22 protein-coding genes, 1 pseudogene and 1 riboswitch are annotated in these 25029 nt (G+C 65.8%); of the genes and pseudogenes, 5 read left to right on the top strand and 18 right to left on the bottom strand.

What is annotated here, in order from left to right; all coding sequences use genetic code 11:
• A complete protein-coding gene (gene prpB, locus GVY41_RS00975) occupies window positions 1-903 on the top strand; it encodes a methylisocitrate lyase (protein ID WP_161342481.1) in 903 nt (300 codons plus the stop codon).
• A 71-nt stretch (window positions 904-974) separates the two neighbouring features.
• Here the strand turns inward: prpB and GVY41_RS00970 are convergent, their stop codons facing one another.
• The 3 genes from GVY41_RS00970 to GVY41_RS00960 all read right to left on the bottom strand — a co-directional run bounded on the left by GVY41_RS00970 (window position 975) and on the right by GVY41_RS00960 (window position 4607).
• On the bottom strand, window positions 975-2003 hold the full coding sequence (locus GVY41_RS00970) for a methionine synthase (protein ID WP_161342479.1): 1029 nt from the start codon (window positions 2001-2003) through the stop codon (window positions 975-977).
• A 28-nt stretch (window positions 2004-2031) separates the two neighbouring features.
• The gene (locus GVY41_RS00965; protein ID WP_161342477.1) at window positions 2032-3009 is read right to left on the bottom strand and encodes a DUF1852 domain-containing protein; all 978 of its coding nucleotides are present in this window, start codon (window positions 3007-3009) and stop codon (window positions 2032-2034) included.
• A 126-nt stretch (window positions 3010-3135) separates the two neighbouring features.
• Window positions 3136-3334: riboswitch (cobalamin riboswitch) on the bottom strand.
• A 370-nt stretch (window positions 3335-3704) separates the two neighbouring features.
• Window positions 3705-4607 (bottom strand): LysR family transcriptional regulator, encoded by a 903-nt coding sequence (locus tag GVY41_RS00960; protein WP_163535470.1) that lies wholly within the window; start codon window positions 4605-4607, stop codon window positions 3705-3707.
• A 113-nt stretch (window positions 4608-4720) separates the two neighbouring features.
• On the opposite strand from GVY41_RS00960, the gene GVY41_RS00955 reads away from it, so the two are divergent.
• The 3 genes from GVY41_RS00955 to GVY41_RS00945 are packed head-to-tail and all read left to right on the top strand — an operon-like array spanning window position 4721 to window position 8925.
• Entirely contained in the window at window positions 4721-5800 is a 1080-nt protein-coding gene (locus GVY41_RS00955; protein ID WP_161342473.1) for a 4-oxalomesaconate tautomerase, read from the top strand.
• Window positions 5801-5837: 37 nt separating this feature from the next.
• A complete protein-coding gene (locus GVY41_RS00950; RefSeq protein ID WP_161342471.1) occupies window positions 5838-6923 on the top strand; it encodes a Bug family tripartite tricarboxylate transporter substrate binding protein in 1086 nt (361 codons plus the stop codon).
• Between the two features lie 55 nt (window positions 6924-6978).
• Window positions 6979-8925: a tripartite tricarboxylate transporter permease gene (locus tag GVY41_RS00945; RefSeq protein ID WP_161342469.1), complete on the top strand. Its 1947-nt coding sequence runs from the start codon at window positions 6979-6981 to the stop codon at window positions 8923-8925.
• Window positions 8926-9108: 183 nt separating this feature from the next.
• Here the strand turns inward: GVY41_RS00945 and GVY41_RS20240 are convergent.
• From GVY41_RS20240 to GVY41_RS00870, 15 genes and pseudogenes are all read right to left on the bottom strand, one after another.
• Window positions 9109-9330 (bottom strand): annotated as a pseudogene (locus GVY41_RS20240) (hypothetical protein); the annotation flags it as partial.
• Between the two features lie 24 nt (window positions 9331-9354).
• Entirely contained in the window at window positions 9355-10023 is a 669-nt protein-coding gene (locus tag GVY41_RS00935; RefSeq protein WP_161342467.1) for a nitroreductase, read from the bottom strand.
• Complete coding sequence (locus GVY41_RS00930) at window positions 10024-11592, bottom strand: class I adenylate-forming enzyme family protein (RefSeq protein WP_161342465.1); 1569 nt, start codon at window positions 11590-11592, stop codon at window positions 10024-10026.
• Between the two features lie 4 nt (window positions 11593-11596).
• Complete coding sequence (locus GVY41_RS00925) at window positions 11597-12769, bottom strand: acetyl-CoA acetyltransferase (protein WP_161342463.1); 1173 nt, start codon at window positions 12767-12769, stop codon at window positions 11597-11599.
• 5 nt (window positions 12770-12774) lie between these two features.
• Window positions 12775-13242, bottom strand: coding sequence for a MaoC family dehydratase (locus tag GVY41_RS00920; RefSeq protein ID WP_161342461.1), 468 nt, complete (start codon window positions 13240-13242; stop codon window positions 12775-12777).
• Window positions 13239-14522 (bottom strand): MFS transporter, encoded by a 1284-nt coding sequence (locus GVY41_RS00915; RefSeq protein ID WP_161342459.1) that lies wholly within the window; start codon window positions 14520-14522, stop codon window positions 13239-13241. Before GVY41_RS00915 ends, GVY41_RS00920 begins: the two co-directional genes overlap by 4 nt.
• A gap of 117 nt (window positions 14523-14639) precedes the next feature.
• The gene (locus tag GVY41_RS00910; RefSeq protein WP_161342457.1) at window positions 14640-15683 is read right to left on the bottom strand and encodes a TRAP transporter substrate-binding protein; all 1044 of its coding nucleotides are present in this window, start codon (window positions 15681-15683) and stop codon (window positions 14640-14642) included.
• Between the two features lie 39 nt (window positions 15684-15722).
• The gene (locus tag GVY41_RS00905) at window positions 15723-17006 is read right to left on the bottom strand and encodes a TRAP transporter large permease (RefSeq protein WP_161342455.1); all 1284 of its coding nucleotides are present in this window, start codon (window positions 17004-17006) and stop codon (window positions 15723-15725) included.
• Window positions 17003-17587, bottom strand: a complete 585-nt coding sequence (locus GVY41_RS00900) for a TRAP transporter small permease (protein ID WP_161342453.1) — start codon at window positions 17585-17587, stop codon at window positions 17003-17005. The genes GVY41_RS00905 and GVY41_RS00900 overlap by 4 nt, the downstream gene beginning before the upstream one ends.
• Window positions 17588-17636: 49 nt before the next feature.
• A complete protein-coding gene (locus tag GVY41_RS00895; RefSeq protein WP_161343090.1) occupies window positions 17637-18494 on the bottom strand; it encodes an HpcH/HpaI aldolase/citrate lyase family protein in 858 nt (285 codons plus the stop codon).
• Window positions 18494-18949 (bottom strand): MaoC family dehydratase, encoded by a 456-nt coding sequence (locus tag GVY41_RS00890; RefSeq protein ID WP_161342451.1) that lies wholly within the window; start codon window positions 18947-18949, stop codon window positions 18494-18496. Before GVY41_RS00890 ends, GVY41_RS00895 begins: the two co-directional genes overlap by 1 nt.
• A 5-nt stretch (window positions 18950-18954) precedes the next feature.
• Entirely contained in the window at window positions 18955-20127 is a 1173-nt protein-coding gene (locus GVY41_RS00885) for a CaiB/BaiF CoA transferase family protein (RefSeq protein WP_161342449.1), read from the bottom strand.
• Window positions 20120-21391 (bottom strand): acetyl-CoA hydrolase/transferase family protein, encoded by a 1272-nt coding sequence (locus GVY41_RS00880; RefSeq protein WP_161342447.1) that lies wholly within the window; start codon window positions 21389-21391, stop codon window positions 20120-20122. The genes GVY41_RS00885 and GVY41_RS00880 overlap by 8 nt, the downstream gene beginning before the upstream one ends.
• Window positions 21392-21423: 32 nt before the next feature.
• Window positions 21424-22590, bottom strand: a complete 1167-nt coding sequence (locus GVY41_RS00875) for an acyl-CoA dehydrogenase family protein (RefSeq protein ID WP_161342445.1) — start codon at window positions 22588-22590, stop codon at window positions 21424-21426.
• Window positions 22591-22600: 10 nt separating this feature from the next.
• Window positions 22601-23821: a CaiB/BaiF CoA transferase family protein gene (locus GVY41_RS00870; protein ID WP_161342443.1), complete on the bottom strand. Its 1221-nt coding sequence runs from the start codon at window positions 23819-23821 to the stop codon at window positions 22601-22603.
• Between the two features lie 195 nt (window positions 23822-24016).
• On the opposite strand from GVY41_RS00870, the gene GVY41_RS00865 reads away from it, so the two are divergent.
• The gene (locus GVY41_RS00865; protein ID WP_161342441.1) at window positions 24017-24793 is read left to right on the top strand and encodes an IclR family transcriptional regulator; all 777 of its coding nucleotides are present in this window, start codon (window positions 24017-24019) and stop codon (window positions 24791-24793) included.
• Window positions 24794-25029: the final 236 nt, after the last annotated feature.

The raw sequence follows: 25029 nt of genomic DNA, 5'->3' as shown, positions 1-25029 counted from the left end.
ATGCCCTATCTGATCGCATCCGACCTGCCCCGCGCCGCGGCAGGCGAACGCTTCCGCGCCGCGCTTTCGCGGCCGGGCATCCTGCGCCTGCCCGGCGTCCATAACGGACAGGCGGCCCTGCAGGCCAAGGCCGCGGGCTTCGACGCGCTCTACCTGTCCGGCGCGGCGATGACCGCCTCGATGGGCCTGCCCGATCTGGGGATCATCACGGTGGATGAGGTTGCCTTCTTCATCCGCCAGATCGCGCGCGCCTCTGGCCTGCCGTTGCTGGTCGACGGCGACACGGGATATGGCGAGGCGCTGAACGTCATGCATATGGTGCGCAGCTTCGAGGAGGCCGGCGCTGGCGCGGTTCACCTGGAGGATCAGCTTCTGCCCAAGAAATGCGGCCATCTGAACGACAAGAAGCTCGCTGGCGCCCGGGACATGGCGGCCAAGGTCGCCGCAGCCGCCCGCGCCCGCCGCGATCTGGTGATTATCGCCCGCACCGATGCCGCCGCCTCCGAAGGCATTGATGGCGCCGTCGCCCGCGCGAAGCTCTATGTCGAGGCCGGGGCCGATGCGATCTTCCCCGAGGCGCTGACATCCGTCGAGATGTTCAGGGAGGTCCGGGCCCGGCTGCCCGGCGTGAAGCTGCTGGCCAACATGACCGAGTTCGGCCGCACGCCGGCACTGACGGCGCAAGAGTTTCAGGATCTCGGCTATGACATGGTGATCTGGCCGGTCTCGTCGCTCAGGGTGGCCAACAAGGCGCAGGCGAAGCTTTACGCCGCGCTGGCCCGCGATGGGGCCAGCACCGCCATGATCCCCGAGATGCAGACCCGGACCGAACTATACGACATCATCGGTCTGAATGCCTTCGAGGCGCTGGACGAGAGCATCGCGCTCTCCGTCGCGCCCTGACCCGCTGCCCCGCCCCGAAGGCAAGGCGGGGCCGTGGCCGTGGCCGGACGGGACGGCGCAGCTTGGCCCCGTCAGGCCGAAAGCTCGCGGCGCACGATCTCGGCGCCGGCGCTCAGCGCGCTCAGCTTGCCCCGCGCCACGTCCCGCGACAGCGGTGCCATGCCGCAATTGGTGCAGGGATAGAGCTTGTCGGCATCCACGAACTGCAGCGCCTGCCGCAGGACGACCGCGACTTCCTCGGGCGTCTCGATGGCGTCGGTCGCCACGTCGATTGCCCCGACCATGACCTTCTTGCCGCGCAACAGCTCGATCAGGTCCATGGGGACACGGGAGTGCTGGCACTCCAGCGAGATCATGTCGATCGTCGATGTCCGCAGCCTCGGGAAGACCTGTTCGTATTGCCGCCATTCTGCGCCGAGGGTCTGTTTCCAGTCCGTGTTGGCCTTGATGCCGTAGCCGTAGCAGATGTGGACCGCGGTCTCGCATTTCAGGCCCTCGGCCGCCTTCTCCAGGGCCGCGATGCCCCAATCGTTTACCTCGTCGAAAAAGACGTTGAAGGCCGGCTCGTCGAACTGGATGATGTCGACGCCCGCGGCCTCGAGCTCGTGGGCCTCTTCGTTGAGGATCCGGGCGAATTCCCAGGCCAGCTTCTCGCGGCTTTTGTAATGGGCGTCGTAGAGCGTATCGATCATGGTCATGGGGCCGGGCAGCGCCCATTTGATCGGGCGATCGGTCTGCGCGCGCAGAAATTTCGCATCCTCGACGAACACCGGCTTCTGGCGCGAGACCGCGCCGACCACTGTCGGAACGCTGGCGTCATAGCGGTCGCGGATCCGCACGGTCTCGCGCTTCTCGAAATCGACGCCGTCCAGATGCTCGATGAAGGTGGTCACGAAATGCTGGCGGGTCTGCTCGCCGTCGCTGACGATGTCGATGCCTGCCTGCACCTGGTCGTTCAGCGCCACGCGCAGGGCATCTTGCTTGCCTTCGATCAGCGCCTCGCCCTGCAGCTTCCAGGGTGACCAAAGGGTTTTCGGCTCGGCAAGCCATGAGGGCTTGGGGAGGCTTCCGGCGGTCGCGGTGGGCAGAAGTTTGTTCATGGTCTTGTAACCTTTCAGGGGCGGAGGGTCAGGCGGCGTGCCGGGCTGACCATTGCGTGAGGATATGCCCGTAGGGCTTGATGAGGTTCTCTTCGACGAATTTTCCCTGTTCGACAGCCAGCTGGCTGCGTTCCTCCCGATCATAGACGATCCGGGTCAGGGAATAATCCCGATGATTCAGGCTGGGCCGGAAACAGGCCCCGGCGGGGGAATTGGCGTTGTAGATCTCGGGGCGGTAGATGCGCTGGAAGCTTTCCATGACGCTGATTGTGCCGATCAGCTCAAGGGGCACGTAATCGTTGAGCAGGTCGCCCGCGCAGTAGAAGGCCAGCGGGGCGGTGCTGGCCGGGGGCATGAAATGGCGCGCCCGCAGACCCATCTTGCCGAAATAGCGGTCGGTCGCCGACAAGGCGTCCTGCCGGTATTCGACGCCCAGAACGGGATGCCGGTTTTCGGTCCGCTGATAGGTCCGGCTGCTCGAGACGCTGAGGCAGATGACGGGCGGTTTTACGAAGGTCTGCCGGTAGGCCGGCGAATTCAGGAAACACTTGAAAAGATCTCCATGCAGCTGCCCGAAATCCTCGGGCGCGCTGCCCCCGGCCCCGCCCCCGGTGTGCTGCGGCAGCAGGATGCTGAAATCGTAATCCCGCACATAGGACGAGAAGTTGTTCCCCGCGATGCCCGGGGTCCGCCGGCCCGTCTGGCGGTCGAGGATGGTCGGCTTCAGGATCTCGATCAACGGGAAGGACCGGCCGTCCTCGCCGATGCGGATCTCGGCCGAGACGATGTCCAGCTCCACCGCATAGCGATCGCCGCCCGGATTGTCCCATTGCGCCAGCGCGTTGAAGCGGTTGTCGATCATCGTGAAAGCGTCGCGCAGGTTGTCGCGGCGGCTGTCGCCCCGGGCGAGATTAGCGAAATTGGTCGTGGCCCGCGTGCCGTCCGAGGGGCGATAGCTCTCGTCGAAGCGGAGGGTCTTGATGGTATAGCTCGGGTCTTCTCTCATCCTGACATGCCTTCTGAGCGGCCTGGAAGGACAGGCCGTGAAATCCGGACAACCCCGTGACGGATGTCACGAGGCGGCGATGTCACCTTGCGGATGGGCCGCCACCGACACGCCCACCGCGGCCGGAACAGGTGATCGATCGAGGCAGGTTTCCTGACTTGCGGATAAGCGCCTCGCCCGGCCTTCCCGGCGCAGGACTGCGCCAGTGGCATGTCGGACAGGCTCTCCGCCTACAGTTGCGGGGGCAGCTCCGGAATTGGCCTCGGCCTTACCGGATTCCCTTTTACCCGGGGCTTTCCCCGGCACCTTGATCTGGCAGCAGACTCCGCCGAGCGCGCGCCCAAGTCAACACATCCCGCGTGTCGGAATTCTCATGTAGATCATGAGGAGGAGGCGTTGATTGGCGATGGGGTGGCTGCTGTTCCGAAGCCTAATCTTGGGCGGATCGGTATCGGGATGTAGATGTCGGCAATGGCCACCGAGAGAGGTGATGCTGCTGCCAACGGCAGCCGGATTTTGCTGCGGGCGCTCGAGCGTCAGCTTTGGGTAGTGCGCCCCGCAGCATGCGAGCCTGTCGACCGTCAGCTTCGGGGGATAAGCCGAATTGCGCCGCTGCGGCAGGGAAGCTCCAGAATTGGCAAAAACGTTCCTTCGATCGGGTGTGACATGTGAAGAGACGCGCGTGCGGATGGCCCCTATGGCTCACCGCCCGACCGCCATCGGCTGAGCAGCATTTCATAGAACTGTTCCGCTGCCGGTGATCTTCGCGAACCGGGCACCCGGACCACGCCAACGGTCCGCGTCACGTGCGGCGAGGTTAGGGGGACAGTGGCAATCACATGATGCGGCCCGGCGGGCAGGGCCATGCGCGGCAGCGCCGCGACCCCCAGTCCCGCCTCGACCAGGCCAAGCGAAGTGGACAGGTGCTGGACCTCGAAGAAGGACCGGGGCCGGACATTCGCCTTGGCAAGCGCCAGATCCATGATCAGACGGTTGCCGCTGGACCGGCCGACCGTCACGAAGCGGTGGTCCGCCAACTCCTCCCAGCTGACCGAGGCGCGGTGCGCCAGCGGATGGTCTCGCCGGCAGGCCAGCAGGAACGGCTCCTCGATCAGCGGATCGAAGGCCACGTCAGGGTCATCCGCACCCAGCAGCGTGATGCCAAAGTCGACCTCGCGGTTCAGGACGCTTTGCAGCACTTCGTTCGCGCCCGCGTCCAGGATGCGAAAGCGGATCGCGGGAAACTCGGCAGTGAAAGCAGCGATGACATCGGGCAGAAAGTAATAGGCCGCCGTCGGGATGCAGGCGATGCTGACCAGCCCCGAGCGCCGCTCTGCAATTTCGCGGACCGACATCAGCGAAGTCTCAAGGTCGTCCAGCAGCCTGCGTGCGCGGGGCAGGAAATCACGCCCCACGGCCGTCAGCGATACGCGGCGTGTCGTCCGCTCCAGCAGGGGAACGCCCAAGGTCGCCTCCAGCTTCTGGATGCGGCGGGTCAGGGCAGGTTGCGACAGGTGGATGGTTTCCGCGGCCGCACGAAAGCTCTGCATCTCGGCAGTGGCGACAAAGGCGCGCAAGTCTTCCAGATCGATACTCATGCGCCCAACGTAACAATCATTCAGTTCATTGCATTTCACACATTCCCGCGCGTCTGGCAAGTCTGGGCCAACCGAAGGGCTGCGGCCCCTGGCAGTCCGAGAAGGCCAAGACCATGCAAAGAATTCCCTGCGTCCTGATGCGAGGCGGCACGTCGCGCGGCCCGTTCTTCCTGTCCGGTGACCTGCCGGCGGAGCGTGCGGCGCGGGATGCTGTTCTGATCTCGGCAATGGGGTCGGGGCATCCGTTGCAGATCGACGGGATCGGCGGTGGCAACCCCCTGACCAGCAAGGTCGCCATTGTCGGGCGCAGCACGCGGCCCGATGTGGATGTCGATTACCTGTTCGCGCAGGTGAATGTTGACCGCGCCCTGGTCGATACCGCGCCCAATTGCGGCAACATGCTGGCGGCAGTCGGACCCTTTGCCATCGAGCAGGGCTTGGTTCCCGCCACCGATCCCGAGACGCGGCTGACGATCTTCAACGTCAACACCGGCAAGCGGATCCAGTCCATTGTTCAGACCCCCGGCGGCGTGGTCAGTTACGAAGGCAATACCGCGATTGCCGGCGTTCCCGGCACTGCAGCCGCCGTCCGCATGGCGTTTCTGGATGCGGCAGGGTCGAAGACCGGCAAGCTGCTGCCCACAGGCAACGGCGCCGAAATCATCGAAGGGGTCGAAGTCTCCCTGTTCGACATGGCCGTCGCAGCGATGTTGGTGGATGCTGCCAGTCTTGGAAAGACGGGCCAGGAGGCCCCCGCAGATCTGGACGGAGACCGGACTTTCATGCAGCAGCTAGAGACGTTGCGCATGGAGGCGGGGCGCCGGATGGGGCTGGGGGATGTCTCGCAGATGGTCATTCCCAAGCCGATCCTGCTTGGCCCACCTTCGGGTACCGCGACGATCACGGCGCGTTATTTCATGCCGCATTCATGTCATGCCGCTGTCGCCATCACCGGCGCGGTCTGCATTGCCTCTGCCTGCTGCACGCCCGGCACCATCGCACACCGTCTTGCGCGATTGCCCGAACCGCAAGCCGATGGACGCCGCCGGCTGATCATCGAGCACCCCTCGGGTCAGACCCCGGTCGAGATCGAACAGGACCCTGAAACCGGCATCGTCACCCGCGCCATGGTCGTCCGCACCGCCCGGCGCTTGTTCGACGGCTTTGTCCATGTGCGCGATCAGGTCGTCTGATCGCGTAGACTTTCGTATCATTGAGGAGGAGACCCAGATGAAACTGTTTACCACCCCCCTTCGGGCCGCATTGCTGAGTGCCGCTGCGGCCTTGACCCTTCCGCAAGCCCTTTTGGCTCAGGATTTTTCCGGCGAGACCATCGAGTGGACCATTCCCTTCGGCGTGGGAGGCGGCACCGACGTCTGGGCGCGCTTCTTCGCCCCTCAGCTGTCGCAGGCCCTGCCGGGACAGCCGAATGTCGTGGTGCTGAACGTGCCCGGCGGCGGCTCGATCACCGGCGCGAACCAGTTTGCGAACCGCGCCACCAGCGATGGCCTGTCGATCCTGGGCACCTCTGCCTCGACGCAGTATCCCGCCATTCTGGGCGATCCGCGCGTCCGCTATGACTATGCCGACTGGACGGCCATCCTGGCATCGCCCACCGGCGGCGTTGTCTATGCCGATCCGAAATACGGCGTTACCGGACCCGAGGGGCTGGAAACCCTGAAGGCGGAAGAGATCCGGTTTGCCAGCCAAGGCGCGACCGCACTGGAAATGCCGGTTCTTCTTGCCCTGAAGATGATGGGCCTGAACATCCGCCCCGTTTTCGGCATGGAAAGCCGCGGCGCGGGTCGGTTGGCATTCGAGCGCGGCGAGGCGGGGATCGATTTCCAGACCAGCTCGGCCTACCTCAACAGCGTGGTTCCGCTGGTTGACAGCGGCAAGGCCGTGCCGCTGTTCTCGATGGGCGTGGTCGATGCCGACGGCAATGTGAGCCGCGACCCCTCGTTCCCGGACCTGCCGACCTTTGTCGAATTCTTCACCGAAGCCACCGGCGCGCCGCCCGAGGGCGAGTCGTTCGAGGCGTGGAAGGCCCTGATGATCGCGGGCTATTCGCTGCAGAAGATGGTGGTTCTGCCCAAGGACACTCCCGCCGAGGTGATCGCAAGCTATACCGAGGCTGCACGCCAGATCGTCGAGGCCCCCGATTTCCGAGAGCGGGCGGGCGAAGAGATCGGGGTCTATGACCAGCTGGTCGGGGAAGAGGCAGATGCCGCCCTGAAGGTCGCGCTGACCGTCGATCCGGCCATCCGGGAATTTCTGACGACCTGGCTCTCCGAGGATTACGGCGTCCGGTTCTGAGCAGATGGCGGGGCCTCGAGGCCCCGCCGCACCGCATGTGGGGGAGGAAACCACGATGTTCGATATTGCCCTTTCGGCGCTCGGTCAGGTCATGTCCACAGGCCACCTGACCTTTCTGGTCCTTGGCGTTCTGGTGGGCCTGATCGTGGGCATCCTGCCCGGTCTGGGCGGCATTGCCGGAATGTCGATCCTGCTGCCGTTCCTGTATGGCATGGAGCCCGCCGCAGCCCTTGGGATGCTGATCGGCATGGTCGCGGTGATCCCCACTGGAGACACGTTCACCTCGGTCATGATGGGGATCCCGGGATCCAGCGCCAGTCAGGCGACGGTGCTTGACGGCTTCCCCATGGCCAAGCGCGGCGAGGCGGCGCGAGCGCTGTCGGCGGCCTTCACCAGCTCGCTTCTGGGCGGGCTGATCGGCGCGCTGGTCCTGTCGATCGCCATCGTGATGGCCCGCCCGCTGGTCTTGTCCTTCTCGTCGGCCGAGTTGTTCATGCTGACCCTGTTCGGCCTGTCCATGGTTGCGGTCCTGTCAGGTCGCAGCCTGACCAAGGGCGTCGCCGCTGCGGGGCTTGGTCTGGTCATCGGCGCCATCGGCACCGCGCCTGCGACCGGCGAGGCGCGCATGACCCTGGGCATCGACTACCTGTATGACGGCGTGCCGCTGGTCGTCGTCGCGATGGGACTGTTCGCCATTCCCGAAATCATCGACTTGCTGAAACGCGGCACTGCCATCTCGAACAGCACCCCCTTGGGCGGTGGCTGGATGCGGGGCGTGCGCGACGTGCTGGGCCATCCGTGGCTGGTGGCGCGCTGCGCCAGTCTGGGCTGCGTGATCGGGGCGCTGCCCGGTCTGGGCGGGGCGGTCGTGGACTGGATTGCCTACAGCCATGTCGTGCAGACCAGCAAGGACCGCAGCCAGTTCGGCAAGGGCGACGTGCGCGGCGTCATCGCGCCGGAAAGCGCCAACAATGCCTGTCAGGGTGGAGCCCTGATCCCGACGCTTCTGTTCGGCGTGCCCGGATCCGGGTCCATGGCGGTGTTTCTGGGCGGCATGGTGCTGTTGGGCATCCAACCCGGTGTGACCATGGTCGAGACGCGCCTGGACCTGACCTATACGATCGTCTGGTCGCTGGCCCTGGCCAACGTCGTCGGCGCCGCGCTCTGCGTGCTGATGGCCCGTCAGGTCGCGCGCTTGACGCAGGTGCCCTTCGTCTACCTGGCCCCGTTCATGGTGATGATTGCCATGTTCGCGGCATTCCAGGCCTCGCGGTCGATGGCGGATCTGGTCGCACTGATCGTCATGGGCGCGGTCGGCATCTACATGCGTCGCTTTGGTTGGCCACGCCCTGCGCTGCTCATCGGGTTCGTCCTGGCGCCAGGGGCAGAGGGCTATCTGTATCAGGCCGTGCAGTTCTACGGCATGGACTGGCTGATGCGTCCCGGTGTCATCATCATCGGCATCATCACCGTCGTGTCGGTCTTTCTGGGCCTGCGCTATGGGGCCGAAGTCTCGAGCGAAGGCGCCAGCGACGAGGCGGACCAACAGACCCGAGGACGCCAGATGGCCTTCGCCGGAGTTCTGGTCGCCGCCGCGGCGTTCTGTCTGGTGGAGAGTATCGGCCTCAGCTTTCTCGGCATGGTGTTCCCGCTGACCATCGGCATCCTCGCGCTGGCAGGGGCCCTGGGCGTGGTGTTCAGCATCCGCCGCGGCCAAGTCGCCGAGATCCATGATGACGATGCAACCGGCGCAGTCGCGGGGGCCTGGTCTGGACGCGAATTGTATCTGGCGGTCTTTGCAGCATTGGTCGGACTGGTCTGGCTGATCGGTTTTGTGCCGGCCATGGCGCTGTTCTTTCCAGCCTTCCTGATCATCGCGGGAAAGGCCCGACCGCTGAATGCTGGGCTTCTGACGATGGGGGCGGTTGCCTTCATCAGCGGCATCACCTGGGCCATGACCCTGCGCCTGCCGGAGGGGCTCATTCCGCCTCTGCTGTTCTGAGGTCGGTGTTGCGCCCTGTGGCGCATGGCAGCCTACTCTCTTGGTTGCCATGCCGCTCTGGCTTCCTGCTTTGCCGGCGACAATGCCTGTCGGTGCAGTGCGGCCGTTCTTCCGCAGCGTAGCGAATGGGGGAATGTCGTGCACAAGCGTCGCTGGACGCAGCGCTGTGGCAGATGACTCACGCTATTCGAGGTCTGCGGACTTCGACACGGCCAAATGCCGCAGGGTTGTCTCGACATCGCCCAGAAGATCGGCCCAAGCGCCCTCATCATCAATGCCATTGATGCGCATGAGGAAAAGGCCCTCGACCGCCAGAATGGCCACGCGCGCGCCCGGAGCGTCGGGCGTTGATCCGGACAGGCGCGCGAAGACCCCATGGTACCAGTCGCGGGTCTCCCGCAGATTCGCCGGATCTTCCCGATAGCTGACCTATATCCCGCGGAAGGTGGCGAACTCGTCCAGTGGCGCCCGGGTGCTTTGCAGTCCATTGACCGGGGCGTCCGGGTCGCGGTGACCGATAGCGACACCGCAAAACAGCATGTGCCCGGGCGCGGGTGCGACTGCGGCATCCACCTCGGGGTGATACCGGGCCCAGGCCTCTTGAAAGCAGCAATCAAGACCGGCCTCGCGCAGCAGCAGGGCCAGTGTTGCCAGATACATGCCCAGATCGGACCATTGCGCCGCGCCCATGTCTCGGTCGACATAGCAAAACATACCGACCGGGGCACCGAAGAACGCATAGTTGTTCGCCAGCCAGGCCAGCCGCGCGGACTTGTCTTCATAGGCGATGCCCATGCAATCATACATCTGCTTGCCGATCTCGAAGCGCCGGCTTCGGTAGGGCTCCTTGAGACTTGGCGGATAGATCGGGAACTCGGTCTCCCCCGGCCCTGCTTCGGCCAGCCGCAGCTTCATCCGGGACAGGAAGTCCCGCAGCGGATCCCCGGCAAGAACATGGACGACCCAGGGTTGCAGATTGCCGCCCGAGGCGGCCCGCGCGGCCTCGGCGACGATCCGGCGCAGCAGCGCGCCATCGACGGGTGTATCGAGAAATGCACGGACGGACATGCGGCTTGCGACCGCGTCTGAGACCTTCATCTAAACCCTTTCATCATCATTCACGCCGCTGGCCAAACCGGCCGGCTGGCCGTCTGCAAGCTGCGCGCGAAGGCTGGTCTTAAGCACCTTGCCATAACTGTTCTTGGGCAGCTCGAGCACGAACACATAGCGCTTGGGCTTCTTGAACGACGCGATCTGCGCCTTGCACCAGTCATCGAGGTCCGCCGTCGCAAGATCCTCGCCAGTCTGCACGATGAAGGCCACCACCTCCTCGCCCCATTCCGGATGGGGCTGGCCGATCACCGAGGCCTCGAACACCTGCGGATGGGTCAGCAGCGCCTCCTCGACCTCGCGCGGGTAGATGTTGGTGCCGCCCGAGATGATGACGTCCTTGCTGCGGTCGGTCAGGGTCAGGAAGCCATCCGCATCGAACCGGCCAAGATCGCCGGTCTTCAGCCAGCCATCCACCACCGCGGCCGCCGTCGCCTCGGGGTTGCGCCAATAGCCGGCCATGACGGTATCGCCACGGACGACCACCTCGCCAACCTCGCCGGTCGCCGCCTCCTGCATCTGCGCATCCACCACCCGAACCTCGACGCAGGACTGCGCGATCCCGACAGAGGCGCGGCGGCTGGCGGCGTTCGGGTGATCGTCTGCGCCGACCATGGCGCGGCTCATCGCGGTGATGGTCATCGGGCTTTCGCCCTGACCGTAGATCTGGGCGAACTTGGGGCCCAGCACCCGCAGGGCCTCTTCCAGATCGGCGGTATACATCGGCCCGCCGCCATAGATGATGGTGCGGATCCCCTCGCCAGAAAAGCCGGCCCGCGCAGCATGGCTGACCAGCCGCTTCACCATTGTCGGCGCGGCGAAGAACACGAGGTTACCCAGAGCCTCACCCAATGCCTGGATCTCGGTGGGATCGAAGCCGCGGGACTCGGGGATCACATGGCAGGCACCGGCGCGGACGAACTGGAAGTTGTAGAGCCCGGCCCCGTGCGACATCGGCGCGGCATAGAGCGAGTGGTCCTGCGGCAGGACCGGGTCCACATCGAGCGCATAGGTCGTCGCCATCATCCGCAGGTTGTGGTGGGTCAGGATCACGCCCTTGGGCCGGCCCGTGGTGCCCGAGGTGTAGAACAGCCACGCAAGGGCACCGTCCTCTGCCGGGACGGGCGGCCGATAGCTGTCGGGCTGCGCGCAGGCGACGGCCTGCACCAGCTCCGCCCCGTTGATCGCGATCTCGTGGCACGGGCTTGGCAGGTCGTCGGAAAAGACTGCGCCGGTGCCTGTAAGGACCAGCTTGGCCTCGGCATTTCGCAAGATCCAGTCAGCCTCGCGCGGGTGAAGCTTGTGGTTGATCGGCACCACGGCGGCCCCGATCCAGAGGACGCCATATAGTATCTCGAGATATTCCGGGCAGTTCCTGGTGAAGATGGCGACACGGTCGCCCTTGCCGATGCCGTGCCGCGCGCCCAGCCACCTGCCGATGGCCGAGCTGCGAAACGCGAATTCGGCATAGGTGGCGTGCAACTGCGTGCCGGATCGGAGGGCAGGAGCCCCGGGCCGCACTAAGCCGGTCTGATGAAGCCAGTTGGCAAGGTTCATCGGCTCAAGCTCTCTGTGTTTCCAGGATCGACACGTAGTTGGCCACCGCGGATCCGCCCATGTTGAAGACCATCCCTATCCTGGCACCAGCTTTTTGCATCCCGCCGGCTTGCCCGGTCAATTGCCGGTAGGCGACCGCATGCATCGAAACGCCCGTCGCGCCGACCGGATGCCCCTTGGCCTTGAGTCCGCCCGACAGATTCACCGGCAGCGCCCCGTCCCGGTAGACAGTGCCCTCTTCCAGCGCCCGGGCGCCCTCGCCCTTCGGCGTCAGCCCCATCGCCTCATAGGTCAGCAGCTCGGCAATGGTGAAGCAATCATGCACTTCGGCAAACTGCAGGTCGCCAATCGTGACCCCGGCCTCGTCATAGGCCATGCGGAACGCCCGCTCTGGTCCTTCAAAGGCCAGAAAATCCCGCGAGGACATCGGGAGGAAATCACTGACATGCACGGCGGCGCGGAAGCGGGCGACCCTGGCGAAGCTGGCGGCATTCTCCTCGGTAGTCAGGATCACCGCGGCGGCGCCGTCGGTCACCAGCGAACAATCGGTCAGGCGCAGCGGCGGCGCGATTTCGGGGTTCTTGTTGGTGACCTGGCTCGTCTCTTCGAAGGTGAACCGCCGCTGCATATGCGCCAGCGGGTTGAGCATGGCGTTGTCGTGGTTCTTGACCGCGATCCGCGCCATGGCGTCCAGCGGGCTGACGTAGCGGTCGGTATAGTGCCCCGCGGCAAGGCCGAAGACCTGCGGAAAGCTGAGGCCGCGCTCGGCCTCGTCGTTCTGGTAGCCCGCCCCCGCCAGCGCCGTCGTCACATCTTCCGTGGTGCGATGGGTCATCTTTTCGGCGCCCACCACCAGCACGGTCCGGGCCTTGCCGGCCTTCAGCGTGTTGATCCCGGCATGGATCGCCGCCGACCCCGAGGCGCAGGCATTCTCTGCGCGCATCGCCGGAGTGAAACGCATCTCGGGATAGGCCTGCAGGATCAGCGACGAGGCGAACCCGTCCGACACGAGGCCAGAGTTGAAATGCCCCAAGAACACCGCGTCGATATCGCCGGGCGCGATGCCGGCCTCTTCGACTGCCTCCCGCGTGACCTCGACAATCAGCTGTTCAAGGCTTTGATCCCGCCTGCCGAACCTGCTGTGGCCCGACCCGACGATGCAGATGGTCCCGGTCATGCCGCCTATGCCTCGCTCTGGCCGCGCCCAGCCATCAGGCGCAGCGGTGTGTAGGTGATGACGCATTCGCCGCGCTGGTTGACGATGCGGTTGCGCGTGCGCACCAGTCCGCGGTTGTCCTTCCTGGCGGCGCGGACCTCGATCACCTCGATCTCGACATGGATGGTGTCGCCCTGCATCACCGGCCCTTCGACATTCAGCTCCATATGCAGGAAGGCCAGCCCCGTGCCCTGCGCCGTCGCGTTCAGCGTCAGGCCCTCCGCCAGCGCATAGACCAGCGCCGCCGGGGCCGGGCGTCCGGCAATCGCCGAATGCGCAGCGCGGTATTCCGCATCGAGGAACAGCGATTCCAGCATCCCCACAGCGGATACGAAATTGACGATGTCGGTCTCTGTCACCGTGCGCCCGAAGGTGCGGAAACTGTCGCCGACCGTCAGCTCGTCCCAGTGAAAGCCTTCGCCAAGAAGTTTCATGGAGTCTCTCCTCTCATTTTGCCGTCGGCGGGCCAAGGCAGTGGCCCCGGATCGCGCAAACGCTTGGAATACCAGAATGGCGACACCGCGCCGATCACGCTTGCCGCCGAGAACAGGAAGGCGGCGCGATAATCGCCCGTCAGGTCGTGCAGGAAGCCGGTGATCCACGCCCCAAGCGCCGAGCCAAAGGACATGGTCATGAAGATCGCGCCAAAGATCGCGCCCACCTGACCGCGGGCGAAGATCCGGGCGGACAGGGTCGAGATCACCGGGCCGCGCGCGCCCTGGCTGACCCCGAAGGCCAGCACATAGACCAGCACCAGACCGGCGGCAGGCAGATACGAGAAACTCAGCAGCGCAAGGATCCCGACCAGCGTTGCGGCAAAGGACAGCGTGACGGTGAAGCGGAACCCCTTGCGGGCTGCCAGCCAGCCCGATGTCAGGACGCCGACGATGGACAGCATCCCCGAGGCCCCGAAGGCGAAGGCCGCCTCGAGCGGAGGATAGCCCTCGTCCACGAGGAAGGTGACCGTCTGCACGACCACGCTGTAAGTGGAACAAGCGGTGAAGAAGAAGCACTGCACCAGCAGCCAGAATTCGGGGGTGCGCATGGCCGAGGCGATGGTCCAGCCCCTCTCGGATACCGCCGAAGCGGGCGGCGCAACAGAGCCGACGGCGTCAGGCGGCAATTGCCCGCGCGCCGCCATCAGCGCCGGATCCCCGCGCGCGATCCGTCCCCAGGGCAGGATCAGCAGCACCGGCAGCAGCGCCACCAAGGCAAGCGACAGCGTCCGGTAGGCCGCGCGCCAACCGTCCGCATCGATCAGCCCCTGCGCCAGCGGCACGATCACCAGGATGCCGGAGCCGAACCCGGCATAGGCAAAGGCGATGGCGAGGCTCAGCTTGCGGTCGAACCAGCGCCCGATCAGCGCCGCGGCCGGCACGATGCCAAGACAGGCCGCCGCGATGCCCCCGCATACGCCGTGGAACACATAGATCTGCCACAGCGCAGTCGTCGTCGAGGCAGCGCCCATGCCTCCCGCCAGAACCGCCAGACCAATGCCGTAGGTCCAGCGCGGCCCCCATCGGTCCAGTAAGGTGCCGGCGACGGGCGACATCAGGCCCGCGACAACCAGATAAGCGGAATAAACGCCGGTCAGGGTCGAGCGGCTCCAGGCAAACTCGGCCTCCAGCGGCAGAATGAACACCATGTAGGTGTCGATGACCCCGCGCGCGACGAAGTTGAACAGGAAGCCGGTCGCCACGACGATCCCCGCCATGACAGCAACCGAACGGCCGGGCAACGCTTCACCGTGGGAATTCTGTGTCAAGACGAGCCCGTTCGCTGCAAGGGACGTCGCCCGGCCGGCGGCCGGACGACGGGGGGGAAAAGCGCCTTACTGGGTCGCGCCGGCCTGCTGGTCCAGCGCCTCGCGGAAGGCGGTCAGGATCTCGGTGCCCGCAAGGCCGCGGCCATCAAGATCCGCGGCCCATTGTTCGCCGATGCCGGCAAGGTCAGCCTCGATCTTCTCCTTGTCGGCCTCGGGCAGCGATACGAAGGTCACGCCCTCGTCGACCATCTTCTGCTTGTCCTCGAGGTCCAGATCCTCGGCGATAGCGCAGGCCGAGGGGATGGCTTCCTCTGCCGCGTCGGTCATCGCCTTCTGAACCTCTGGCGACAGCTGCTGCCAGCGCTGTTCACTGATCACATAGCTTGCCACGAACGAGCCGAAGTTGATGTCCTGCGTCCCCCATTTCAGCTCAGGGGCGAGGCCATAGGGCAAGGCGCTGGAATGCGGGAACAGCACGCCGTCGATGGTGCCACGCGACAGCGCCTCGCGGGTTTCGGGCGCGGGGATCGCGATGGGCGTGGCGCCGATCAGCTCGACCGCGATCTCCTTGGTGCCGCCGGTCGCGCGCAGCTTCATGCCGCGGAAGCTGTCGGCGCCGGTGATCTCCTTGCTGGCCGTCATCACCTGATAGGGCGGGAGCACCATCACGAACAGCATCCGCACGCCCTGCGGCGCAAACTCCGCCTGATCGAGGGGGCCGCCGGGCTTGGCGATGCTCCAGAAGGCGCCGGTCCCGTGGCAGGCTTGGGTGAACGCCTCGGGCAGTTCGCCCACGCCCGCAAGCGGCAGCTTGTCGGCCAGATAGGACACGCCGGCATAGCCGATATCGACCACGCCGGTCTGGGCCAGAGACATCAGGTCCTTCGATTTCCCCATCTGCTCGGCCGGGTAGTACTCGAACTCGATCTCGCCGTTTGTCAGTTCGGTGACCCGGTCCATCCAGACCTTGGTCAGGTTCTCGGCGATGTAATGGCCGACCGGAAAGCTGTCGGCGACGCGCAGGGTTTCGGCCGATGCGGCCCCCGATGTCAGGGCCGCAACGCTGCAAAGCGCGGCCGCGGCGAAAGGCGTGTTCAGATGACGTCCCATTCTACTTCTCCCTAAGTTGGTTGGTGCGGTGCGGTATCGTCACATCGTCGAGGGCAGCCACAGGACAAGGGCCGGAAATGCCAGCAACAAGGCGATGACGATCAGGTGCGCGAAGACATGGGGCATGACCCCGCGGAACAACTCTCCAAGCGGTCTTCGCGTATATCGGGCCACGACGAACACGTTCATGCCCATCGGCGGCGTGACCATGCCAACCTCGGCCGTGACGACGACCATGACCCCGAACCACACGGGGTCGTAGCCAAGCTGCATCACGACTGGCAGCATCACCGGCACGGTCAGGATCAGGATGGCGATCTGGTCCATGAAGAAGCCAAGGATCAGGTAGCCGATCAGGATGATGACCATGATCATCGTCGCCGACATCTGAAGCGCGCCGATCCATGCGCTCAGGTCGTTGGTGACGCGTGACAAGGTCAGGAAATAGCCGAAGACATGCGCGCCAAGGATGATGAACAGGATCATGCAGCTGGTCTGCGCGGTGGACCGCAGCGCATGCCAGAACCCCGCCACCGTCAGCTTGCGCGACCACAGGGCGATGAGCATGGCCACGAAGGCGCCAAGCCCTGCTGCCTCGGTGGGAGTCGCCAGCCCCGAGTAGATCGACCCGCTGACGGCCATGAGCAGAACCAGCATCGGCCCGACTTTCTGCAGCGAGGCGAGCTTTTCCCGCATCGGATAGGCACGCCCGGTCGGCGCGGCGGAAGGGTCGATCTGCAGGATGACGACCACCGTCAGGACAATCGCCAGCGTCACGATCAGCCCGGGGATGACGCCGCCGATCAGCAGGTCGCCGATCGCCACATCGGCAATGATGCCATAGAGGATCAGCGCGATCGACGGCGGGATCAGCATCGCCAGCGTGCCAGAGATGGCCACGACGCCGCCCGCCAGCTTGGGATCATAGCCCTCGCGCAGCATCGCCGGCATCGAGGTGGAGGCAAGCGTCGCGGCTGCGGCCGTCGAAGAGCCCGAGATTGCGCCAAACCCGGCCCCCGCGAACGCCGTGGCAATCGCCAGCCCGCCGCGCAGCCGCCCGACCCAGATGCTGGCAGAACGGAACAGGTCATTGGCGACGCCCGAGATGATGACGAACTCGGCCATCAGGATGAACATCGGGATGGTGATGATCTCGTAGCTGTTGGCGGTGGACAGCGGAGAGGTCCTCAAGATGCCGGTCAGGAACTGCATCCCGCCCAGCATGTAGAGGCCCGATGCGCCCGAGATTGCCATCGACAGGGCGACGGGCAGCCCGACGACCAGAAAGAAGGTGAGGATCAGAAGGACGATCAGGACGGTCATTCGCCATGCTCCGTTTCGCTGGGGCCCGTGTTGGGGGGCGGCGGCATGTTGGCGATCTCGCGTCCAGTGACGAACGAGGCGGCATGGGCGACGGTCCGCAGGGTGCAGCGCAGCGTGATCAACGCCGATCCGACACAGAGCATGAAATAGGACGGCCAGGTCGGCCAGGGCACGGTGGCACTGATCAGGTTGTTCGCCGAAAAGGCGGCCGATGTCCGATACCACGCCTGCCAGGCGATCATCGCCAGCAACGCGGAGGACAGGGCGTAGCCCACTGCCAGCGAGGCATGGGTGAACCGGCGCGGCAGCGCATGGGCGAAGATGTCGATGGAGATGTGGCCGTGCTGGTGCAGCGTGTCCGACAGCGCGAAGAAGAAGACGCAGACCATCAGATAGGTGCCGATCAGGTCATAGCTCCACCCCAGCGGGCTTCGCAGCACATAGCGCATGGTGACGTCGGTAACGACGACCACCATTATGATCGCCAGCGCGATCCCGGACAGGAAGACGAGTGCGGTTTCAGCGCGCGCGAGAGCCGCAGAGATGCCCGTATCGGGCCTGTCTGTCGTGAAATTCTGCATCTGTTCCGGGCCTCCCCTCCCATTCCGTCCGTCCTCGCCGCCTGTGGCGTCAGCGTCGAAGCGCCGCGAGGATCTTCTGCGCCGCACGTTCATGCGGCTTGTCGATCATTTTGCCGTCTATGGTCACGACGCCGGCCTGCGGATCCTCCTGAAACGCCGCAACCACCCGTTCGGCCCAGGCCGCTTCGGCCCCGGTGGGCGTGAAGGCGCGGTTGACGATGTCGACATGGCTGGGATGGATCACCGCCTTGGCGCCAAAACCATCGCGCCGCGCCGCCCGCGCCTCTGCCTCGACCAGCTCAAGATCCTTGATGCGCGTGCTGACCGTGTCGATTGCCAGGATCCCGGCCGCCGCCGCGCCCATCAGGCACAGGTTGCGCGCCAGCACGAAGGGGCCGGTAAAGACGCCGTCCACATTATTCTCGGTCGCGCCAAGCGAGGCCGCAAGATCCTCGCCGCCCCAGATGAGGCCCAGCAGGCGCGGGCTTGCGCCCTGATAGCTGCCCAGACCGAAGATCGACTGCGCCGTCTCGGTCGCAACCCCGATGATCCGCGTTGCTCCGGCCGCGTGGCCGGCTGCCGCCTCGAACGCATCCAGATAATGCGCAAGCTGCGCGACATCGGCGGCACCCGAGCATTTGGGCAGCACGATGCCATCGGGCCGCTGCGGCATGACTGCTGCCAGATCGCCGAGGGTGCGCCCGCTGTCGAGGGCGTTGACCCGCACATAGAGCGCCTGCGCGCTGCGCTCTGCCGACAGCATCTCTTGCGTGATCCCGCGCGCCGCATCCTTCTGGGCGGCGGCAACGGAATCCTCAAGGTCCAGGATCAGCGCGTCGGCGGCACCCTCACGGGCGCGGGTGAACTTGCGGGCGCTGTCGCCGGGAACGAACAGAAGGGACCGCATCATCCGTCCTTCCGCTTCCACATCATCGCGGTGCGGCGGCAGTGGGCCACCAGATCGCCATGCTGGTTGAAGCAGCTATGCTCGAACTCCACGATCCCGACATCGGGGCGCGAGCGACTCTCGCGGGCTGCAACTACCCGCGTCTCGCTGCGCAGCGTGTCGCCGTGGAAGACGGGCTTGGGGAACTGCACGTCAGTCATGCCTAGATTGCCGACGGTGGTGCCCATCGTCGTGTCCTGAACCGACATGCCGATCATGATCGCCAGCGTCATCAACGAGTTGAACAGGCGCTGCCCCCATTCGGTGCCTTCCGAGAAATGGGCATCGATGTGCAGCGGCTGCGGGTTCATCGTCATCAGGCTGAACGTCGTGTTGTCCGCTTCGCTCACCGTGCGCGTCAGCGGATGGCGGAAGTGCCGGTCCACGGTGAGGTCCTCGAAATACTGGCCTGCCATCTGTGCTACTCCTGCTGCCGCGGCGCGCGCGCGGCGCCGGTTTCGATCAACTCTGCGATCCGCCCGGGGTCGATGCCCCAGTCCTCCAGGGCCGCAGCGCCCTCGGTCCCGGGCCGCTCCTCGGGTGCGGCGGGCAAGGGCGCGGGCGTCTTGTCAAAGCGCGGGGCGGGCGCCGGCTGCACGATGCCGCCGATGTCGACATGCGTGCCGCGCGCTGCGTTATGCGGGTGGTGCGGAGCCTCCAGCGGGGTCAGCACCGGGGTGACGCAGGCATCGCTGCCGTCGAACAGGGCGCACCAGTCGTCTCGGCTGCGTTCCGATATGCGGGCCGCGATCAGGCGCCGGGCCTCGGGCCAGGCGGACCGGTCGTCAAGATCGGGGAAGCCCCCCGCATCGAAGCCCAGGGTCGCCAGAAACGCCGCGCGAAACTTCGGCTCGATGGGGGCCACCGACAGGTAGGCGCCATCGGCGCAGGCATAGACGTCGTAATAGGGCGCGCCGCCGTCCAGAATGTTGGTGCCGCGGGGGCCGTTGTGCAGGCCCGCGGCGCGCAGCCCGGCCATCGCCGTGCCCAGCAGGGCCACGCCGTCCACCATCGCCGCATCCACCACCTGACCTTCGCCGCCGCGCTGGACATTGACCAGCGCCGCAAGCAGCCCTGCGACCAGCATCAGGCTGCCGCCCGCATAGTCGGCGACAAGGTTCAGCGGCGGCACTGGCGCCTCGCCCTCGCGGCCGATCATGTCAAGAATGCCGCTCAGCCCGAGATAGTTGAGGTCATGGCCCGGGATTTGCGCCAGCGGCCCGGCCTGGCCCCAGCCGGTCAGCCGGCCGTAGACAAGCCGCGGGTTGCGCGCGTGGCAGGCGTCCGGGCCAAGCCCCAGCCGCTCCATCACGCCGGGGCGGAAGCCTTCGATCAGCGCATCGGCGCCCGCCACAAGGTCCAGCGCGCAGGCGACGGCCTCGGGGCGCTTCAGATCGAGGATCACCGACCGGCGCCCCCGCGCGACCAGATCGAACCGCGCGGCCCGGACGATGCCGTTGCCGGACGGCGTTGGCCGGTCGATGCGGATCACCTCTGCCCCGAGGTCGGCAAGCATCATCGCGGTGAAGGGTGCCGGGCCGATCCCCACCATCTCGACAACCTTGATCCCCTGAAGCGGTCCACCCTCAGCCATGACGAGCCCGCCCCTCATCGTGCCAGTAGCGCGACAGGTCTTCGCGGGCCTGCGGAGCGGCGATGTCGATCATGCGCCGGGCACGCTCCTCCAGCGGGCAGCCCGCCAATTCGGCGACGCCCCATTCCGTCACGACCGTATCGGCGTCGCTGCGCGCGATGGTGACCTGCGACACCCGCGGCACAATGCGCGAGACAGCGCCGCCCCGGGCAGTGGACGGCAGGGCGACGATGGCGCGCCCGCCCCGCGAGCCCTGCGCGCCACGGGTGAAATCGACCTGCCCGCCGGTGCCGCCGACGCGGCGCCCGCCGGCGGATTCGGCGTTGATCTGGCCGGTCAGATCGACCTCGACCGCCGAGTTGATGGCGTGAAAGCGCGACAGCCGGGTGATGTTGGCGGCGGCATGGGTGTAGGCGGCAGGCCGCGCCTCAATCGCCCGATCCTGCCGGACATGGTCCAGAATCTCCACTCCGCCAAAGATGACACCCGTAACCGAAAGGCCGGCGTCGCTCTCCTTGGCCGCGTTGGTCAGCGCGCCGGACTGGATCAGCGCGGCGATGGCATCTGTCAGCGTGCCGGAATGCAAGCCCAGATCGCGGTGGCCCTTCAGCGCCCGCGCGATGGTATCGGGCAGGCGGCCGATGCCAAGCTGCAGCACCGCACGGTCCGGCACCAGCCCCGCGACATGCGCCGCGATGGCGCGGTCTTCGGCCGTTGGCGCGCCACCGGCGGGCGCCATCGGCGCGCCTGCCGCCGTGACCGTCACATGCACCGGCACATCGTCTGGCCACAGCGTGCCGGGCAGGTGGGGCGTGTAGGGATTGATCTCGGCGCAGACCACGCGGGCACGGCGGGCTGCGTCGATCAGGTGCAAGTCACCCATGCCCAGAAAGACCCGGCCCTGGTCGTCGGGCGGCGAGAGTTGCACGAACACCACGTCGCAAGGCACGCGCCCGTCCACGATGCGCCCGATGAATTGCGAATAGTGCAGCGGCAGGACCGTCAGTGCTGCCTCTGGCAGCTGCGCCGCGGTTCCGAGCGCGCCGCAGCTTTCATACATCAGCCCGCGTTCCGCCCCACCAAGCGGGCCAAGCGAGGCACCGATGATCGCTGTGAGCCGCAACCGCTCGGCGGCGGCCTCGGCCAGCAGGCGCATCAGCACCGCAGGCTCGCCCGACCCCTGGCCGACAAGGATCCGGTCCCCGTCCCGCAGCCAGCGGACGAGGTGAGCGGATGTGGCAGTGGCCGGGTCCGGCAGTTCCATCAAGAAGCCTCCTCCCAAAGGCTGTCACGCGGTCAGTAGGATTTCGGCAATCCAAGGACCCGTTCGGCCAGATAGGACAGGCACAGCTGCGGGCTGATCGGGGCGATGCGCGGGATGAAAGCCTCGCGCAGATAGCGCTCGACATGGTATTCCTTGGCATAGCCAAAGCCGCCATGCGCCATCACCGCCGTCTCGCAGGCCGTGAAACCTGCCTCGCCGGCCAGATACTTCGCCGCGTTCGCTGCCGCGCCGCAGGGCAGCCCGCGGTCATAGCGCGAGGCCGCGGCCAGCACCATCATCCACGCCGCCTCCAGCTCTGCCCAGCATTTGGCAAGCGGATGCTGGATGCCCTGGTTCTGGCCGATGGGGCGGTTGAAGACGATCCGTTCCTTGGCATAGTCCGCCGCGCGGGTGATGGCGAGCATGCCAAGCCCGACGGCCTCGGCGGCGATCAGCACGCGTTCGGGGTTCATCCCGTGCAGGATGTATTCGAAGCCGCGCCCCTCCTCGCCGATCAGATCGGCTTCGGGGATTTCGAAGTCGCCAAAGAACAACTCGTTGGAATCGACGCATTTGCGGCCCATCTTCTCGATCTCCTGCACCCGGATCCGGCTGCGGTCGAAATGGGTATAGAACAGGCTCAGGCCGCGGGCCGGCTTGTCGACCTCGTCGATCGGCGTGGTGCGCGCCAGCAGCAGGATGCGGTCAGCCTCCTGCGCGGTCGAGATCCACACCTTCTGACCATTGACGACATAGCGGTCGCCGGTCTTGACGGCCCGCAGCTTCAGCTGCGTGGTGTTGAGCCCGGTGCTGGGTTCGGTGACGGCAAAGCAGGCCTTCTCGCGCCCTTCGGCCATCGGGCGCATCATGCGGGCCTTCTGCTCTTCGGTGCCGAAAATGGCGACCGGGTTCAGTCCGAAGATGTTGATATGCACGGCGGACGCCCCGCTCATTCCCGCGCCGGATTCGGCGATGGCGCGCATCACCAGTGCGGCCTCGGTGATGCCGAGCCCAGCCCCGCCATAGGCCTCGGGCGTGCAGACGCCAAGCCAGCCGTCCCGTGCCAAAGCGTCGTAGAAATCGTGCGGAAACCCACCCTCGCGGTCGCGCGTCAGCCAGTAACTGTCGTCGAAGCGCGCGCAAACTGCGGCAACGGCATCGCGGATGGCTTCCTGTTCCTGAGTAAGCTCAAAGTCCATCGGTCTCTCCCTAAACCCTGACGGCAGCAGGCGGCACGGCCGCTTCCGGCGTCTGCGCTGCACTGAGTGCGGCGATCTCTGCCTCTGAAAACCCGGCCTCGCGGAGGATTTCGGCGGCATGTTCCCCCTGACGCGGGGCCAGCCGGTCCGGCACCGCCGGCGTCCGCGACCACTGCGCCGGAACGTCCATCTGCCGGATCGTGCCTTCGCTCGGATGCTCGACCATGTGGAAGAAGTTGGTCGCCACCAGATGCGGATCGGTCAGCACGCCCTGAAAATCATACATCGGCATCGCCGGGACATCGGCAGCGCCCAGAAGCTCCATCCACTCGGCGGTCGTGCGGGTCAGGAAGACCTCTGCAAGCTCGCCATACACCTCGTTGATATGGGCCATGCGTGAGGTGAAATCGCGGTAGCGGGGGTCGGTCTGCGGCACGTCGGGCCGGCCGATGGCGGCAAAGAACCGACGCCAGTGCCCGTCATTGTAGATCAGCGCACAGATATGCCCGTCCTTGGTCTGGTAGGGACGGCGATCCACCGACAGCTGGCGCACATAGCCGCCGTTATCCAGCGGCGGCTCGAAGGTCAGCCCACCCATGTGGTCCCCCATCACGAAGGAGACCATGGTCTCGAACATCGGCACGTCCAGTCGCTGCCCCTGCCCGCTGCTGTTGCGCTCGACCACCGAGGCGAGGATGGCGCTGCAGGCCACCAGTCCGACGACGCGGTCGGCGACGGCCGTGGGCACGTAGCGCGGCTTGCCCTCGTTCACCCGCGAGAACAGGTAGGGAAGGGTGGAGGCGCCCTGGATCAGATCGTCATAGGCCGGCCGGTCGGCATAGGGACCGCTTTGGGAGTAGCCGAACATGCCTGCGTAGATGATCCGCGGGTTGGCCTTGGCGACCTCTTCATAGGACAGGCCAAGCCGCGCCATCGCCTTGGGACGCACGTTGTAGACGAGGATATCCGCCCCTTCACACAGCCGCAGCAGCGCATCCCGGCATTCGGGCCGCTTCAGGTCCAGCGTGATCGAGCGCTTGGATCGGTTGGCGTTCAGGAACAGCGGCCCCATGCTGGCATGACGGCCGGGCCCGATCTGGCGCACAAGGTCCCCCTCTGGCGCCTCGACCTTGATCACATCGGCGCCGAAGTCGCCCAGCATCTGGGTCGCGTAGGGCCCCATGAGAACCGAAGACATGTCGATGATGCGCAAGCCCGATAGGGGACCCATGACGCCTCCTTCAGCGTGGGCCCCGTCTCCGTCACATCGAAGGCGCCCATATTGTCCATATATAGAGATATTCAATCCCTACTGATGTACATACTTGCCGAATCCGGCCGCGAGTCAACCACAGAGTCAGAAGGGTCTCGCTTTTGCCGGGTAATTGTTCATATATATGGATCTGGACGCAGAGGAGTGGTGATCATGCTGGTCAAACAAGCCGCCAACGTTCTGGAACTGCTGGAATATTTCGCGCGCGAACAAAAAACCGCGAGCCTTGCGGATCTCTGCGCGCATTTCGGCTGGCCCAGATCCAGCACCTTCAACCTGATCCAGACCTTGGTGGAGCGCGGCTTCCTCTACGAACCCAAGGCGCGCGGCGGCTTCTATCCGACCGGCCGCTGGCTGGCGCTTGCGCAGGAGATTGCCAGCGCCGAACCCTTGCCCAAGGCGGCGCTCGCGCTGCTTCGGGACCTTGCCGAAACCACCGGCGAGACGATCTGGATCGCGGCGCCGAGCGGCCAACATGCGGTCTTGCTGTCGGTGATCCAGTCTGCGCAGGCGGTGCGCTACACAGCGGAACCCGGGAAGCGGGTGCCGATCCATGGCACCGCCTCGGGACAGGCAATCATGAGCCAGATGAGCCCGGCGCAGACCGCCGCGATCTTGCGGAAGGCGGTGTTCGAACGCTTCGGCCCCGGCACCCCGATGAGCGTCGAAGAGGTAGAGCAAAGCATCGCGGAATCGCTGCGGCGCGGGTCATTCCGCAGCGCTTCGGCCTTCAGCCGCGATCTTGGCGGCATCTCTGTCCCGCTTGTTCTTGGCGGACGGCTCTTCTCGGTCACCGTTGCAGGCCCGCTGTTCCGCATCGAAAGCCGCATGGAAGATACCGCCATCGAAATCCACAGGGCCATCGCCCGCCAGCTTGGCGACGAGTATCTTCGCAAGAATGTACCCAATCTTCACCGACTTCTGGAGTGATGCCTGAGGCGCGTCCCCAGACGCAGGATGCCGTCCGAGCTTGGAAACCTGGGCTGAACCATGCAGACCTGATACCCCGTCCGCCAATGCTGGCATTCGGTTGGCCCGGTTTCCCCTCACAACAAGCCGCGATTCCTGCTGACCGGGCTGATGAAGTGCGGCTGCTGTGGCGACCTCGGCGACCTCGGCGACCTTGACCGCCAAACCCGCGATGAACGCCGATTTCCCGCTGACTG

Source organism: Frigidibacter albus (assembly GCF_009908165.1).
GTDB lineage: Bacteria > Pseudomonadota > Alphaproteobacteria > Rhodobacterales > Rhodobacteraceae > Frigidibacter > Frigidibacter albus.
Note: the sequence above shows the minus strand (reverse complement) of the source record. Positions and strands in the feature narration are given on the sequence as shown.

Coding starts and splice junctions, on each gene's coding strand:
- prpB (WP_161342481.1), top strand. CDS start 1: ATGCCCTATCTGATCGCATCCGACCTGCCCCGCGCCGCGGCAGGCGAA.
- GVY41_RS00970 (WP_161342479.1), bottom strand. CDS start 2,003: ATGAACAAACTTCTGCCCACCGCGACCGCCGGAAGCCTCCCCAAGCCC.
- GVY41_RS00965 (WP_161342477.1), bottom strand. CDS start 3,009: ATGAGAGAAGACCCGAGCTATACCATCAAGACCCTCCGCTTCGACGAG.
- GVY41_RS00960 (WP_163535470.1), bottom strand. CDS start 4,607: ATGAGTATCGATCTGGAAGACTTGCGCGCCTTTGTCGCCACTGCCGAG.
- GVY41_RS00955 (WP_161342473.1), top strand. CDS start 4,721: ATGCAAAGAATTCCCTGCGTCCTGATGCGAGGCGGCACGTCGCGCGGC.
- GVY41_RS00950 (WP_161342471.1), top strand. CDS start 5,838: ATGAAACTGTTTACCACCCCCCTTCGGGCCGCATTGCTGAGTGCCGCT.
- GVY41_RS00945 (WP_161342469.1), top strand. CDS start 6,979: ATGTTCGATATTGCCCTTTCGGCGCTCGGTCAGGTCATGTCCACAGGC.
- GVY41_RS00935 (WP_161342467.1), bottom strand. CDS start 10,023: ATGAAGGTCTCAGACGCGGTCGCAAGCCGCATGTCCGTCCGTGCATTT.
- GVY41_RS00930 (WP_161342465.1), bottom strand. CDS start 11,592: ATGAACCTTGCCAACTGGCTTCATCAGACCGGCTTAGTGCGGCCCGGG.
- GVY41_RS00925 (WP_161342463.1), bottom strand. CDS start 12,769: ATGACCGGGACCATCTGCATCGTCGGGTCGGGCCACAGCAGGTTCGGC.
- GVY41_RS00920 (WP_161342461.1), bottom strand. CDS start 13,242: ATGAAACTTCTTGGCGAAGGCTTTCACTGGGACGAGCTGACGGTCGGC.
- GVY41_RS00915 (WP_161342459.1), bottom strand. CDS start 14,522: ATGGCGGGGATCGTCGTGGCGACCGGCTTCCTGTTCAACTTCGTCGCG.
- GVY41_RS00910 (WP_161342457.1), bottom strand. CDS start 15,683: ATGGGACGTCATCTGAACACGCCTTTCGCCGCGGCCGCGCTTTGCAGC.
- GVY41_RS00905 (WP_161342455.1), bottom strand. CDS start 17,006: ATGACCGTCCTGATCGTCCTTCTGATCCTCACCTTCTTTCTGGTCGTC.
- GVY41_RS00900 (WP_161342453.1), bottom strand. CDS start 17,587: ATGCAGAATTTCACGACAGACAGGCCCGATACGGGCATCTCTGCGGCT.
- GVY41_RS00895 (WP_161343090.1), bottom strand. CDS start 18,494: ATGCGGTCCCTTCTGTTCGTTCCCGGCGACAGCGCCCGCAAGTTCACC.
- GVY41_RS00890 (WP_161342451.1), bottom strand. CDS start 18,949: ATGGCAGGCCAGTATTTCGAGGACCTCACCGTGGACCGGCACTTCCGC.
- GVY41_RS00885 (WP_161342449.1), bottom strand. CDS start 20,127: ATGGCTGAGGGTGGACCGCTTCAGGGGATCAAGGTTGTCGAGATGGTG.
- GVY41_RS00880 (WP_161342447.1), bottom strand. CDS start 21,391: ATGGAACTGCCGGACCCGGCCACTGCCACATCCGCTCACCTCGTCCGC.
- GVY41_RS00875 (WP_161342445.1), bottom strand. CDS start 22,590: ATGGACTTTGAGCTTACTCAGGAACAGGAAGCCATCCGCGATGCCGTT.
- GVY41_RS00870 (WP_161342443.1), bottom strand. CDS start 23,821: ATGGGTCCCCTATCGGGCTTGCGCATCATCGACATGTCTTCGGTTCTC.
- GVY41_RS00865 (WP_161342441.1), top strand. CDS start 24,017: ATGCTGGTCAAACAAGCCGCCAACGTTCTGGAACTGCTGGAATATTTC.